Origin of the sequence: Pseudomonas fluorescens (genome assembly GCF_902497745.1) — a bacterium.
Lineage (GTDB): Bacteria > Pseudomonadota > Gammaproteobacteria > Pseudomonadales > Pseudomonadaceae > Aquipseudomonas > Aquipseudomonas fluorescens_BM.
In genome coordinates, this window is record NZ_CABVHJ010000008.1 from 123,820 (window position 1) to 137,322 (window position 13,503).

At 55.6% G+C, this 13,503-nt stretch carries 13 protein-coding genes; 4 read left to right on the forward strand and 9 right to left on the reverse strand.

The features are described from left to right. Positions 1–382: 382 nt before the first annotated feature. The 3 genes from F8N44_RS14670 to F8N44_RS14680 all read left to right on the forward strand — a co-directional run bounded on the left by F8N44_RS14670 (position 383) and on the right by F8N44_RS14680 (position 2,494). Positions 383–727 (forward strand): hypothetical protein, encoded by a 345-nt coding sequence (locus F8N44_RS14670; protein WP_150650777.1) that lies wholly within the window; start codon positions 383–385, stop codon positions 725–727. Positions 728–969: 242 nt separating this feature from the next. Next, complete coding sequence (locus tag F8N44_RS14675) at positions 970–1,344, forward strand: SMI1/KNR4 family protein (RefSeq protein WP_150650778.1); 375 nt, start codon at positions 970–972, stop codon at positions 1,342–1,344. Between the two features lie 124 nt (positions 1,345–1,468). Further along, complete coding sequence (locus F8N44_RS14680; RefSeq protein ID WP_150650779.1) at positions 1,469–2,494, forward strand: hypothetical protein; 1,026 nt, start codon at positions 1,469–1,471, stop codon at positions 2,492–2,494. A gap of 70 nt (positions 2,495–2,564) precedes the next feature. Here the strand turns inward: F8N44_RS14680 and F8N44_RS14685 are convergent, their stop codons facing one another. After that, on the reverse strand, positions 2,565–3,539 hold the full coding sequence (locus tag F8N44_RS14685) for a tetratricopeptide repeat protein (RefSeq protein WP_150650780.1): 975 nt from the start codon (positions 3,537–3,539) through the stop codon (positions 2,565–2,567). A gap of 51 nt (positions 3,540–3,590) precedes the next feature. Next, positions 3,591–4,409, reverse strand: a complete 819-nt coding sequence (locus tag F8N44_RS14690; RefSeq protein ID WP_150650781.1) for a VanW family protein — start codon at positions 4,407–4,409, stop codon at positions 3,591–3,593. A 222-nt stretch (positions 4,410–4,631) separates the two neighbouring features. Between F8N44_RS14690 and F8N44_RS14695 the strand changes: the two genes are divergently transcribed. Further along, the gene (locus F8N44_RS14695; RefSeq protein WP_150650782.1) at positions 4,632–5,435 is read left to right on the forward strand and encodes a glycosyltransferase family 2 protein; all 804 of its coding nucleotides are present in this window, start codon (positions 4,632–4,634) and stop codon (positions 5,433–5,435) included. A 346-nt stretch (positions 5,436–5,781) separates the two neighbouring features. Here F8N44_RS14695 and F8N44_RS14700 read toward each other — a convergent pair whose 3' ends face one another. The 7 genes from F8N44_RS14700 to F8N44_RS14730 form a co-directional block, all read right to left on the reverse strand. Next, entirely contained in the window at positions 5,782–6,366 is a 585-nt protein-coding gene (locus F8N44_RS14700) for a hypothetical protein (protein WP_150650783.1), read from the reverse strand. Positions 6,367–6,453: 87 nt separating this feature from the next. Beyond that, positions 6,454–6,651: a hypothetical protein gene (locus F8N44_RS14705; RefSeq protein WP_150650784.1), complete on the reverse strand. Its 198-nt coding sequence runs from the start codon at positions 6,649–6,651 to the stop codon at positions 6,454–6,456. Positions 6,652–6,661: 10 nt separating this feature from the next. Continuing rightward, a complete protein-coding gene (locus F8N44_RS14710) occupies positions 6,662–6,904 on the reverse strand; it encodes a hypothetical protein (protein ID WP_150650785.1) in 243 nt (80 codons plus the stop codon). A 167-nt stretch (positions 6,905–7,071) separates the two neighbouring features. Further along, positions 7,072–8,139 (reverse strand): lipocalin-like domain-containing protein, encoded by a 1,068-nt coding sequence (locus F8N44_RS14715; RefSeq protein ID WP_150650786.1) that lies wholly within the window; start codon positions 8,137–8,139, stop codon positions 7,072–7,074. After that, positions 8,129–10,600: an FtsX-like permease family protein gene (locus tag F8N44_RS14720; RefSeq protein WP_150650787.1), complete on the reverse strand. Its 2,472-nt coding sequence runs from the start codon at positions 10,598–10,600 to the stop codon at positions 8,129–8,131. The genes F8N44_RS14715 and F8N44_RS14720 overlap by 11 nt, the downstream gene beginning before the upstream one ends. Then, positions 10,597–11,250 carry an ABC transporter ATP-binding protein gene (locus tag F8N44_RS14725; protein WP_150650788.1) on the reverse strand — a complete coding sequence of 218 codons (654 nt, stop codon included), beginning with the start codon at positions 11,248–11,250 and terminating at the stop codon, positions 10,597–10,599. Before F8N44_RS14725 ends, F8N44_RS14720 begins: the two co-directional genes overlap by 4 nt. 173 nt (positions 11,251–11,423) lie before the next feature. Continuing rightward, positions 11,424–13,121, reverse strand: a complete 1,698-nt coding sequence (locus F8N44_RS14730; protein ID WP_150650789.1) for a sulfatase-like hydrolase/transferase — start codon at positions 13,119–13,121, stop codon at positions 11,424–11,426. Positions 13,122–13,503 lie beyond the last annotated feature (382 nt).

Sequence of the window (13,503 nt, forward strand, 5' to 3'; positions counted from 1 at the left end):
AACCCTGTTGGTTCCCCACAAATCCACTACAGGTTCTGCGGCTGATGATGCACCTCATCGCGCAGAGCTTTCTTCAATCTTCCCCCAGTCTTCGCTGCCTCCGTAAGACGGGGACAGACCACGAGAAAACGGCGACAGACCAGGGTTTCTTTTTTGCATCTATAATCTGCCCTCTAGAAACCCCCCTATTTATCGCTATTTATAGTGGCCTGCCCCTTAACAACACAAGATATATGTTTTATAGATCAGAAACCCCCGTTGGCTACAATAATGGCGAGCTAACAAACTGGGTTAGGATTGAACTTTCAAAAGCTGGCGAACCTGTCATACACAGCTTTCCAGCCTCACCCGAACAAGTTAAAAAATACATGGGCAATGTAAAATGAGACCCAAGCTAAAGTACGAACTTCAACCAATTCGAGTACCAAGCGGCTGGACAATAACGATCAACAACTTTTTTGAGGTTGAGTTAACCCCGGAAACTAACGACTGGTTCACCTCCTCAGTACTATTAGGGGGCGTAAGGCGTAGTAGTGGGCACTGCTTCGATTCTAGAGTAGAACCAGAGGGAGACCCCGACGGAGAGTTTGTAATTGATTTCCTAAAAATCGAATATGATCACAAAGGAAAACCGGTGAAAAACTCCGAAGTTTTTCTCGGCGAATTCAGAACTAAAAGCAAGATGGAATTCATTAAGAAGATTGAATCATTCATGATCGAAGCATGAAATACAGATAGAGAAAAAAGGGGATCACAAAGGGACAGATTTATTTTCTACTGATAAAAAATCTGCCCTTTTTTTAATTCAAGATGAAAGCTTTGGGCTGGATGAGAAATTCAGTCACCAACTGAAATAGTAAAAGTGCAACAGGGGAGCAGGCCACGTTTTATTTTGTCTGAAGGTGGTCTACCCCGAACGGCCATCAATCTTTCCGCGCTCTAAACGTGGTTTCTCCTGATTAATTACTTATGCAAATCCATCTCAACATCGAAGGCCTACCGGCCTACCCATACCCTACAAACTTCCTGCATTTTGCATCCATTGAACCAGAAACAGATATCGAGCCTTGGTGGCTGCTGGTATACAACGAAGGTACAATCAGCAACTGGTACAAAACACTCAAACAGCTTTATCCAAAACGCACATTGATCCCATTTGCCAAATTCAACGCGAATGATGACATCGCGTGTTTTGATGGAGATGATTTTTCTGGGCAGCCCCATGTGTTGATAATTCATGCTTATGCGTCAGAGGGCTGGGAACTTCACGCCACCTACGCTAACTTCGATAAGTGGCTAGAAGAAGCCATGGTGCAAAATGCCGAGTGGCTCAACGAGGACTAAAAACTTTAATCCCGACAAGCCTGGTATTTGCTTTAGAAAAAACGAGAGAACCGCAGGCAGCCCCTGAGAAATCTCGTTGTTTAACCTCTACTCCCCCGGACTGAACAATCAAAGGACTGTACCCTTGAAACTCCTGAATCGCCCATTTTCCATCCTCCTCGCCCTCACCTTCTCCCTTAATGCGACTGCACTGTCCCTTCGCTCCGAACAACGCCCCGACGGCACCACTGCCCTGTTACTTTCAAACGAACCCGCCGCAGAACGCGCGCCAAAGCTCAACCAGGATCCAGCGGTGCGCTCAGCACTGGTCGATTTTTTTGGTTATCAAACCGGTAGCTACACCAACGACAACACAATGATTGTGCAGCAAGTTCTGGAAGCGCTTGATTCGGAAATGTCGATGTTTGCGGACGGTGTGCCTGCCGGCAGCAAAATGATTACTGCCATGGATGATGGCAACAATGGGTTTGAGCGCGGCGCATTGTTGCTTAACGACAAGGGCCAGTTGGTCGCTGTCGGGCTGGTCAATGGCCACTGCACGGTCAAGTCGCGTGAGGAGGCTTTGACCTGTAACGATGCCCCGCAAACCGTGCTGACCATTTTCCAACCGCAAGGCGCTAAACAAGCTGATGCCGAATCTTTGATTGGCTGGAGCAAGCAACTGCCTCCCATGATGGCGATATGGGCGGAAAGTGATGATCCGGAACGCCGAGCCGCCGCGCAGAAAATTGCCAGCGTTGAATACGCTGCAACCAAACCGGAACAGGGAGCGTGGACAGCGGCACAGTTACCTTCCGACTTTCCCAAAGCCATGCTGGCGATGCTTCCGCAGCGGGCTCACCTGATCGGTGCTGGCGCACACGGTGTTTTCACGACACCGGGGATGGAGGGCACGCCGATTGAAGGTGACTGGGACAAAATAGCCGGCCGTCCACAACATGAGTTCGAAGTCATTCTCCGGACTTTTACAGAGTACGCGGACGTCATCGACTTCTATCAGCAGCATGCGAAGGATGCCGAAATCAGCGGCAACCCGAGAAAGGCACTCGTTGAAGGCTATATTGGTGGCGGCACCTACAAGATTGAAATCAGTAATAGAAAAGACGAAGGCACAGTGATCACGCTGTCTGCTTGGCGACAAGAAGTCTGATTTATCCAAATAAAAAAAGGGCGATCCCATGATCGCCCTCTTTCAAATCAAGATACCCTTCCTTTGCACATTAAAGCTTTTGCAGCTCTTCTTTAGCTCCCGGAGCACCGCGATCAATTGCTTTGAGCATCCAGTACTCGGCCTTGGATTTGCTTTTTGGCAAGCCGCCACGTCCTTGTGCGTACATTTTCCCAAGCGCTAACTGCGCGTTGCCAAAATCTGCATCCGCAGACTTGCGGTAAAGCTTGGCCGCTTCACGTTGTTTTTTTACGGTGCCTCGCCCCTGTTCAAGCATTTGCGCCATTTCATACTGCGCGTACTTATTGCCGAGCGCAGCCGACTTGCCAAACCAGGAAAATGCCAGAGCTTCATCCTTGTCCACACCACGTCCTGCGGCAATCATCTCCGCGAGGTTCAGCTGTCCGTAATCGTCACCGGTTTCAGCCAGTTTGCGATACCACTGAGCGGCAACAACATCATCCTGTGTAACTCCGTCCCCTTTCTCATAAAGGCTTGCCAGCAGCATGTAGGCTGAGGGATATCCACCTTCGGCGGATTGGTGGTAGTACGCTAATGCTTTGTCCATGTCCTTGAGATTTTTGATCGATCGGCCACCGCGATGGTAGATCTGCGCCAAACTGAACTGCGCTTTGGCGTTCCCCTGCTCCGCAGCTTTCAAATCCCAGTAAACACTTGCGTCTTCACCCTCAACGCTTCGATCCCAACGAAGTTCCTCAGCCAATCCGACTTGCGCTTCAGCATTACCTTGCTCTGCAGCTTTGCGAAACCACACTTCCGGCATGCCCGGTGACCACTGCTCAACCACCCCGCAGAGGTTCTCCTGAATGGCTTTGCCAAACTGCGTCTGCGCGTCGAGATCACCTGCGACCGCTTGTTCATGCAGCCGCTCAGAATTTGGCGCGCACTTCCCTGCCTTCATGCCGTCGTAGTAATCACGCGGCGCTTGTGCCCACGTATTACAGGTGATGAACAGTGAAAAAAGTGCCGTGCCCGCCGTACCGACAGTTTTGAAACGCTTGATCATTTGTTACTTCCTTGTGGCTTAAAAATTCCAACGAAAATCTTGCGCAAAATACTAGCTCGCTTCGAACATCCGCTCGTCCACGTCGTACTTAACCACCACCCGATTCCGATACAACCTCACCCTCTCCACCAACTCCCCAACCTGCCCCTTCTCCCGCACTTCCCGCCAAATCTCATTCTCCCGATACACCCGCGCCCCCTCCCGCACAAACCGATGCGCCTCTTGAAACACGTGATAGCGATACTCCCTCACCCGATCACACAACAACTCCCCTTCGAGTTGTGTCTCGCCTACGTTCAACTTCAACTGAAAGCTCCGATCCGTCGGGTTGTGCAGCACCAGATCAACGTAGTTGTAGAAAATCGCCGCCCCGGACCCGAACGGCAGCACCCTCCCCTCATCCGGAAACGGGTCGAAGCTGTGGTTGGAGCGTTCGACCACTACCAACGGCGAATGAATGGCCATCCAGTGAATCAGGTTGCTCAGTTGGCAGATGCCACCGCCTACCCCGCGTCGTGCCTCGCCGAAAGACAGTTCCATGCCTTCAACGTAGCCGCGCTTCAAGGTCGGGCGGCCGACCAGACGGCAGAAGGAGAAGTGTTCGCCGGGGGCGATGATGACGCCGTCGATGGCGGCGACGGCGAGTTTGAGGTTGATGACTTTGTTGTGTTGCAGGGCGAGGTCGGAGTCGCCGAGTTTGCGGATGAGCTTCGAGGTGTGTTTGAGGTAGCGAAACGGTAGACGCTCGGCTGTAGCGACGGGGCGTGCGTAGCGTTTGCTGGAACAGTGCCAGGCGATCTGGCGGAACAGTCTTTTTTGCCACACGCGCAGCCAGTACAAGGCCGGGTGGTAGAGGGAAAGTGGTTTCATCCGTGACACAACGGCGTGCGCCGTTTCTTCCTTGAACGTGAGAGGGGCGCGCATTTTATCCGGTAATGACCGGCAGCACCCCATGCATTTCATAAGACCAACCGCCTCTCTTCGGCATACATCTACCGTCACATCCGCAAATTAAGGTTCGACTAAGGTTGCCTCGCTACGATCGCGGCCATGAAACCTGTTGCCTTTGAATCGCAGATGAGTCCTTCCGACATGAAAGCGTTTGATTTACCAACCCAGCCAGCGTCGAATTTCAGCCTTGTCTTGGTAAATTACAAAACCCCGGACATCACCCGTATGTGCCTCGAGCTTTTGCGTGAGCACGTCCAGGAGCAACGCATTCCGGTGTGGGTGGTGGATAACGATTCGGCGGATGCGAGTCTGGATTACTTGCGTTCGCTCGACTGGATCAACTTGATCGAACGGCCTTCGCCGGGCAAGGAAGCCGGCCATATTGCGCACGGTAAAGCACTGGATCTGGCGCTGGAAAAAGTCGACACCGATTATCTTTTTCTGTTGCACACCGACACCTTTGTCTACGACAAGGAGGTGTTTGCCATGATGATGCGCGAGTGCACGAAAACTCCGGACATGGCCGCAGTCGGTTGTGTCGAACAACTCAATCGGGGAGTTTTGCGTGATACGTGGCGACTAACTTCGCGCTTTTGCAAGCACTATGTTCGCAAAGCAAAAGTGCGTCTGGGCGTGCGCTCGAAAATGCCAAGACCTTACAAAGAAACCCATCTGAAAAGTTTCTGTACATTGTGGAATGCGCGTTTGATGAAGTCCCAAGGCTTGCACTTCTGCATGGATGAGCAGGTGCCGGGTTATGCGCTGCAAGATCGAATGAGCAGCCTGGGCTATGGCATCAAGTTTTTGTCGCCGCGCAAGATTTTCAGTTATCTGGACCACATCCAGTCAGGAACCGTCGCCGCTGCAGGCACCTACGGGAAAAATCACCGCAGGACGAAAATGTATCAGGCGACGTTGAAGCGCTTTCAAGGGCAGCAAGCCTGAAGGGCAAACCTCGGTTTAATTCACTGCAAACAAAAAGGGCGACTTTACAGTCGCCCTTTTTGTTTGCAGAAATTGTATACAACTACTCCTACTCCATAGAGGTGTTCGCCCAGTGTAATGGCCTGGCAATCCATGCACCGGTAAAGAGCCCTGACACTGGGCGAACGGGAGGGATTTTAATGGAAGTTGGCAGATATGTCCTCATGCTTAAACATGAAATTTATGTACCAGAAAGTTAAAAAATGTGTACCCCCGATATTTACCGGGAAACTTCCGACAGACTTTTTTATATGATTGTTCTCATACATAAACCTGTACAAGAACAATCATTCTGTAGAGCTAATGCTCAACTTTCGTGTTGACTAGTCACTTTCAAGATATCGGTGTAAGTGACAATAACGCTCTGCCCTTCTTTCAGATCTTTCAGCTTGGCTTGAATTTCAGGCTTTTTCACGTCGAGAACTTTCGATACGCCCGCCGGGTTTTGCAGGGTCACCTGATTTGTCTTCAAATCAATTTTGGTGATTTTCAGTTGCACCTGAACCTGGCGGTACGCCTCGCCACCGGGGTTATCGCTGCCCGGAGCCTTACGTAGCTCACCGGTACGTTCGGTGGTGCCAGGCAGACCTTTATCCACATCGGTGTCGAGGTAAGCGGCGACGGAGCGCTGCACTTCGATGCTGACCTGATCGCCGGCCTTGAGATTGGCGAGGTTTTTCGCCTTGTCGCTGAGCTGAACATGAACCGGCTTGCCTTCGGCGCCTTCGAGCACAACCTGATGGTTGGCGGCATCGACGGAGATCACTTTGGTGGTGACCTTATCTGCTTCAACAGTGGCGGACAGCGGAATATCGGCAGCCATGGCGCCGAAGCTGGTGGCGGACAGTACGGTTGCGAGGGTGATGGCCTTGGCCAGTGCGTCGAGCTTCATAAGCAATACTTTCCCTGTGATGAATATGGCAGCACCCGACGCCAACGTGCAGTCGACGCCGAATGTGCCACTGAGCATAGACGCTGTTCAGGGCTTGGCTTTGGTTTGTGTCGAGGTGGTCTGTTGTTTTGCGGTGTCTTGCGCGGTGGATTCGCCGCTGGGCGTGCCTTTGCCAGTGTTTTCACGCTGTTTCGGGTCGGTGGGCCGCAGGGCGTCGTTGTCGCGTTCGGTCTCGCCAGGTGGCCGGGGTTCGTCGGGATGTTCGCCTTGGGTGATCGGTTTCATGGGGCAGTCCTCAGGCTTCGGGGTCGTCGAGTTCACGGGTGACGTTGATCGCGGGGGAATCCTTGTGCAGGTCATCGGCCTTGGCGCGCAGGATCTGCCATTGCTCAAGGTCGATGGCGCCTTGGCCGAGCATGTCGTCGGCGATGCGTTGCAGATCGAAGTAATGTGCGTCGGGGGATTGCTGCCAGTAGGTCTGGTCGTCGAAAAGGCGCTGCCAGGTGGTCATGTCTGGGGGTTGCAGGTCGTCGCTCATGGCTAATCCTCGACAGGTTTCTCTGTAGAGGACAACACAGTAAGTCGAGTTCAAACCGATCCTTTGTAGGAGCTGCCGAAGGCTGCGATCTTTTGATCTTGTTTTTTAAAAGCAAAATCAAAAGATCGCAGCCTTCGGCAGCTCCTACAGGGATTTGTGGATATTTTTCAGTACCCGGTCATTTCCAGATAGCCCTGGCCGGGATGGCTCCCGCGAATGCGCACCGGACCTTCCCAGTATGGGATGCGCAGGTTCATCCAGGCGTTGGGGTTGAGCGCATCGAGGGTGATGTCGAGGTGTTTGTCGGGGATGCTGATCGACCATTTCACCAGCATCGCCCGGCCGGCGACTGTGGCGGTGTCTTGCGGGGTGAGCTGGATCTGCGAACGGCGCAGGGTTTGCGTCTGGCCGTCGGCGGCGATCCAGGTGCCGGTGAGATACGGCGCGCCGTCCTTCTGGCGCATGCGGTACAGCATCACGTGTTCGCCGCTGTCCAGGTGCAGGGAGAACCAGTCCCAACCGGTTTGATTGGCGGTCAGCGGCTGGCTGCTCCATTCGCGATCGAGCCACGCGGGGCCGCTGACAGTGTAGCTGTGGCCGTCAATCTGCAACGTTCCGCTGGCCTGAAAAAACGGCTGACTGTAGTAATACGACGCCTGACCTTCTTCGGATTTCTGGCTGAAACCCTTGTCACCCTGCAACACCAACGGACGACTGGACGTGAGGTGCAGTTGATAGGCGAAATCCTTATCGCGAGCGCTGAGTTGTATATCGCTCAGAGGATCCTGCGCCTGACTGGCAAACCGCCAATCATCAATCCACGCCTCGAACGGTGCGAGTTGCACACCCGCCTGCCCCACCCCGCCTCGCGCATAACGTTCGGCAGCGTGATGCACCGTGCTGGACGTCACCGCCGCATGCCCCAGCCAGATCGTCTGATTGCCCCACCCCGCCTGCTCCGCCACGGGTTTCAAAGCACTGCGAAACAAGGTCCACTGCACGCCGAATTCATTGCCCTGCTGATCCTTGAGATTGGCGGTGACGTACCACCACTCAATGCGAAAACCGTCATGCGCACCGTGATCCGCCGGAAAACTGAAACCCCGCCCCGGCACCACCGGCGTAAATGCCAACGCCTGATCGCCCATCCCGGCGAAGCCCTTTTGCTCCGGCGCCGATTGATCGCAACCGCCGAGCAGCAACAAAACCATGAGCACAACCAGATTAATCTTCATGGGCAAACGTCCTCAGCAGGTCCGCCGGTTGCGTGCGGTACAGCGAGTACAGCGGCCATGCCGACGCCAGCAACGTCGCCAGCAACGCCAACCCCATCAACTGCAGCAATTGCCACGGAAACACCCGCAACGGCAACCGCCAGCCAAACGCTTGCACGTTGATCACCGCGTCCAGACACCATGCCAGCGCGATCCCCAGCGGCAACGCCAACACCAGCGTCAGCACCGCCAGCAGCCAGGTCTGCCCGAGATTGAGCAGCATCAATTGCCGCCGCGTTACGCCCAACGCCCACAGCGGTGCGAGTTGGCCGAGGCGACTTTGACTCTGGGTCAGCAGGCTGATGAACAGCGCCACACCCGCCACCGCCAGCGTCAAACTGTTCAAAGCCGCCGTCGCCGCAAAGGTGCGTTCGAAAACCTGCACAGACCAGCCCTTGAGCCGCGCCTGATCGACGATGCGGCTGTCATCCAGTTGAAAGCGCGCCTGCAATGCAGCTAAAAATTCCGGAATGTTCTGCAGTTCGATGCGCAGGTTGAAACGGTTCGGCGTCAGTTGCGGCCAGCCGCGCAGCAGGTGGTTGATGTTGACCAGCAAGTGCCCCTTGGGATTGCCGTAGTCGGCGTAGATGCCGACGATGCGCGGCGACCACGCACCATTCGGCGCAGGAATCGTCAGTCGGTCTCCCGCCCGCAACTTCAGTCGACGCGCCAGTTGTTCACTGAGCATCACCGCATCGTCGGTGGCCAGATGCGCCCACGGGTCGCTGCCACTGACATCCAGCAACGGCCAGTGCTGGCGATAATGCGCGTGATCGATGATGCCGAACACCTCCGCCGGCCAGCCTTGCAACGTCACCGCGACCTGCCAGTTGGGCAGAATCGCCGCGACGTTCGGCTGCTGCTTGAGCCAGCTGTACATTTCCCGCGACTGTGCCGGATTGCTCGGGTTGATATACAACTCGGCACTCAGGCGTTGTTCTAGCCAGTCGTTGAAGGTCTGGCGAAAACCGGCGGTCATGCTGCCCGCACCAATATTGGCTGCGAGCGCCAAGAGCAACGCCATCAGCGCCAGGCTCAGTGCCGGCAATTGCTGACGGCAGTCGGCGAGAAACCACTGACCCAGCACCGAGCGACTGCGACCGAGCAACTGATTCAACAGCGCGCTGAGCAACACCGGCAGCGCCAATGCGGCGCCGATCAGCAATCCGGCCATCAGGACAAAACCACTGGCCAGACTGTCGCCCCAGATCAATGCCGCCAACGCAATCAAACCCAACGAGGCTGCCAGCCAGCCCTGACGGCGCAACCAGCGCGCATATTGCTGATGCCAGGCTTGCGGATCGGCCACCGCCAGCAACGGCAAACGGGCGGCGCGCAGCAGACTATTGGCCCCGGCCAACAAAGCGCCGAGCAGGCTCAAGCCAATGCCGCTGAACCACCACCAGGGGCTGAGGCGCAACTGCCCTGCCACTTCGGCGCCGTACAATCCGCGCAGGCTGGCGGCGACATCCGGCAGCAAGACACTGGCCAACCAATAGCCGCTGATCACGCCGAATAGTCCGCCGATCAGTGCCAGCACACCCAGCTCAACGATCAAGCAGAAAATCAACATTTGCGCGCTGACCCCGCAGGCGCGCAGCGTACGCAGCAGACCGCGCCGTTGCTCAAGCGCCAGCCCGATGGCGGCGTGGACAATGAACAAACCGACCACGAACGAGAGAAATCCCAGCGCATCGAGATTCAGGTGAAAGCTTTCGGTCAGCCGCGCCAGATTGTTTTCCTCGCCACTGCTTTTGAGCTGCAACTGACCCTTGAACACGGCGGGCAACTCGGCGTGGAAATCCTTGGGCAGCAATAGCCGCGAGAGTTGGCCAGGCTGATCGAGCAAGGTTTGCGCAACGCCGATGTCCACCAGCAACAGGCCGGGCGCCATGTCCTTTTGCGCGAGTAACGGCGGCAATCGCAGACCATTAGCCGTTTGCGGCGTGTCGCCTTCACGCAGATCCAGCGCTTGCAGAGTTTCCGGTGAAATCCACGTGCTGCCCGGCGGCGTGAAAAACTCGACAACCCGTTCGATCGGCAGCGCCTGCCCGGCCACTGCGGAATCCGCCGGCAATGACACCGGCTCGATGCCCATCAGTTGCAAGCGCTGATCTTCATGGCCCTCAAGCAGCAACCGGCCCTGCAACAGCGGCGACACCGGCCAGCCCTGTCGACGCAGATCAACGAACCATTGCTGCGCAAAAGTCGCCCCGTTCGGCGTGCTGAGACTGGCCTGCGGTTCGCCGCCGATCAACTGGCTGGCCCGTGCGTAGCTGTCGCGTGCCTGACTGTTCAACGCTTCGACGCCGGTGAGCAGACTGGTCGCCAGCCACAACCCGGTCAGCACGCTGAAAAACTGCACCGGATGGCGCCGCCAATGACTGAGCAGCGCACGTAGCGTTTGCGCAAAGACGATCACGTCAGCCGTCCGTTGGATAACACCACTCGCTGCGCCAATCGCGCCGCAACCCGCTGGCTGTGAGTGACCATCAACAATGTAGTGGGCGTGTCATCGAGCAACTCCAGCAACAAGCGCAGCACTTCATCACTGGTTGCCTCATCGAGGCTGCCGGTGGGCTCATCGGCCAGCAGTAATTTCGGCTGCGACGCCAGCGCCCGGCCCAATGCGACTCGCTGTTGCTGACCACCGGAAAGTTGCTCGGGATAGCGCTTGAGCAAATCGCCCAGGCCCAGGCGTTGCACCAGGTGCGCCTGCCAACGCGGCTCATGACGCCCGGCGAGGCGCGCCTGAAAGGCCAGATTGTCTTCGACGCGCAAACTGCCGATCAGGTTGAACTGCTGGAACACCAGACCGATTTCCGTTCGCCGCCAGTTGGCCAGTTGCGCTTCGTTCATCGTTTCCAATCGATGCTCGCCGCTGCGGATGCTGCCGCTGTCGACTTTGTCGAGGCCGGCCACCAGGTGCAGCAACGTGCTTTTGCCACTGCCGGATTCGCCCATCAGCGCCAGGCTCCCGCCGGATTCGAGCGTCAGGTCGATGCCTTGCAGCACCGGCAATGGGCCTTGCGGGGTGAGATAGCTTTTGAAGACGTTTTCAACACGAAGCATGCCGCCACCTGATCGGTCAGTGTGGGGCAAGGATAGCGGATGGCGATGACAGACCTGAATCTTGCGTTGAAGCAAATGGCCCCTTCGCGAGCAAGCTCGCTCCCACAGGTTGATCGCATTTCAAAGTGGGAGCGAGCCTGCTCGCGAAAGCGTCAACCCGGAAAAACCAAAACTCACTGTCCCGCCGCCACACTCGCCGGCGCCTGCGACGGCGTGACAATACTGCCCAGATCAATGTGTTTCCACTCAGGCTTGGCCCCCAACCGTGCATTGAAGCGGTAGTTGAAGGTGAACTCGTCCGCCGTCGCGACACTCAGTGGCTTGCCATATACAGCCTCGATTCCCGCCAGGTCATAGCCCATCAACTGCAACAGCGTCGGGAAGATGTTGTAGTGACTGGAACGATCCTTGTTCGCCGCCAGTTGCGCCGACCAGTCCAGCGTCTTCAGCTCGCTGCCGGAAATCACCACCAACGGTACCAGGCCCTCCTCTTCCACCGGATCGCCACCGCAATGTGTGTTCAACCCCGGATTACCGCGCTCATGCAAATCCTGGCCATGATCAGACGTATAGATCAGCAACGCATTGTTCAGATTGCCCTTCGCGAATACCCGCGCGAAAAACTCGCCGACGTTCCACAACACGGTGTTCTTGTAGGCGTTGCGGTACAGCACCCAATCATCCGGCTGGCCATTGAAGCCGTTGCGCTCGCCGGTATCCGCCACCTCGGTGAATTGCCCGCGCGGCAAAGTCGGGCGGTAGGCCATGAACGCATCCGGGTATTTGTCATGCACCGGGAAGTGCGCGCCGACCTTGTTGATCACCACCAGCTGCGGCTGGTCATCGTTGAGCAATTCGATCAGCTTCGCCGCTGCCGCCATATCGCGATCGCGCACGCTGGTCTGGTCGAATTGCACGAACTGGTCGATGTCCTTCTTTTCGGTATCGGTCATTAGATTCTGCAGATTGCCGGCGGTGCGCTGGGCGTCGATGTAGACGGTGCGCAGCCCGGCCTTTTTGGCGTACTGCCAGATCGATGGCAACGTTGTGTTGATGCGCATGTAATCGGCGCGGGTGCCGCCGTAGCGCAGGGTTACGTTGGTGTCGGCGCTGCAATTGGCGATGGACGCCGCGTAGCCGTAATTGAAGATATCGACGCCGGGACGCGCTTGTTTGAGGTTGCTGTGCACGCCGAACGGCGCGTTGATGTCCAGATAATTGCCGGAGATGCTTTCATCGATGATCAGCACGATGTCATGGCCGACGGCTTGCGAGTTACGCGCCAGCGTCACCGGCTCACGAGGGCCGACGGTGTTGTGCAGAGCTTCATAGGCAAACAGGTTCAGATAGGCCAGCGGCGTGTACATGATCGGCAAGCCCCGCGCGCCCTCACCCGCTCGCAAGAACAGCACGGCACTGAGCAGCAACACACCGCACAACGGCGCCGCCACCCGCAACACGTTCGGAATTGCCAGCCCATGGCGGGGCTTCAAACCGATGCCGAACAGCAACAGCAAACCGCTGAGCACGCCACGCAGGATCGCGTCGCGGTACTGGTACGCCGCTTCCTGGATGAAACCGCCGGAGTAAACCAATGAGACGAAACCGCTGTAGGTCAGGTAATCCGCCGTGACCCGGGTATAGACATCGAAAAACACTGCCGAGACGAACATTGCCAATGCGAACACGTGGCGAATGAGAGTCTGCCTAATATACGCCATTAGATATAACGCAAAAGTAAGCGCCAAAAACATCGCGCCAAAAAGAAGTACAGCAAAACCGAGGCCGATAGCATTTAACCGATCAATGTAATATTCGGAATAAATCAACAAATAAACAATTAAGAACAATTCTTTGGCATATCTGAACATGGCGATACCGATCGGGCAAAACGGCAGGAGTCAAAGGTTTGTCAGTCAGAACCTGACACTAGCACCCGACCATCAAAGCGCAAGAATTGACTGTTTTTTGTAGAAAGCGTCAAAAAAACGGTGACTCAAATCTGACACAGCCAAGACGCTACAAGCCTTTAAATTAGCGGCTTACGACCGTTTATCGCTTATTTAAAATCTGAACAAATCTGCACAAAAGCAACAAATTCAATCGCAGCAATGACTTGATGGCCAATCGCCAAAAATTGCTTAAGTGTTATACAGATGCAACATGTCATTTTGCTGACACGCTTTTCAAACGCTGCGCTATACCCCTTTAACAATCTCATTCCGTAGTTAACTTTTGGTGTTACTGAGGTGC